A 1,212-nucleotide genomic window follows, 5' to 3' on the forward strand; every position below is an offset into this window, starting at 1 on the left:
AACTAAGCATGATCCTGAAGTAATGAATATTATTGAAATGGAATTAAACAGGCAAAAAAAGCATATTGAACTTATAGCTTCAGAAAACTTTGTAACCCCGCAGGTAATGGAAGCAGCAGGCAGTTATTTAACTAATAAATATGCAGAAGGATATCCAGCTAAAAGATATTATGGTGGATGCGAAGTAGTGGATAAGGTTGAAAACTTGGCTCGTGACAGGATGAAACAAATATTTGGAGCTGACCATGCCAATGTACAACCACACTCCGGTTCTAATGCTAATTTAGGAGTTTATTTTGCAGTATTAAAACCTGGTGATAAGGTATTAGGTATGAATTTATCACAAGGTGGTCACTTAACTCATGGTAGTCCAGTTAATATCTCAGGTACCTACTTCAATTTTATAGCTTATGGAGTAAATAAAGAAACAGAGACAATAGATTATGATGAAGTTAGAGAAATTGCTTTGAGAGAAAAGCCAAGAATGATAGTAGCTGGTGCTAGTGCATATCCAAGACAAATTGATTTTGCTAAGTTCAGAGAGATTGCAGATGAAATAGGAGCATATTTAATGGTAGATATGGCTCATATAGCAGGTTTAGTTGCAGCAGGACTTCATCCTAATCCAGTTCCTTATGCTGACTTTGTAACTACTACAACTCATAAAACACTTAGAGGACCACGTGGCGGAGCAATACTTTGTAAAGAAGAGTATGCAAAGGCAATAGATAAAGCAATTTTTCCTGGAATTCAAGGTGGACCATTGATGCATATAATTGCTGCTAAGGCAGTTGCATTTGGAGAAGCTTTACAGGATGATTTTAAAGCTTATCAACAGCAAACAATTAATAATGCAAAAGCTTTAGCTGAAGGATTATTAAAAAATGGTTTTAGACTTGTTTCAGGAGGTACAGATAATCACTTAATATTAATAGATGTTAGGACTAAGGGATTAACAGGAAAAAAAGCAGAAGCTCTTCTAGATGATATTGGTATAGCAACTAACAAAAATACTATTCCTAATGATCCAGAATCACCATTCATAACTAGTGGAATAAGGATTGGTACGCCAGCTATGACAACACGTGGAATGAAAGAAGAAGATATGATGGAAATAGCGGAAATAATTACATTGGCTTTAGATGAGAATAATGATAGAGATGAAATAAGAGTTAGAGTAGCTAAATTATGTGATAAATATCCATTATACTA

General features: G+C 34.7%; 1 protein-coding gene. It reads left to right on the forward strand.

Going from position 1 to position 1,212, the window contains the following annotated elements:
* The coding region (gene glyA, locus CIW83_RS21810) for a serine hydroxymethyltransferase (protein WP_235601448.1) at window positions 1–1,212 on the forward strand (1,212 nt) is incomplete at both ends.

This window comes from Tissierella sp. P1 (assembly GCF_002266425.1).
Taxonomy (GTDB): Bacteria; Bacillota; Clostridia; order Tissierellales; family Tissierellaceae; genus Tissierella; species Tissierella carlieri.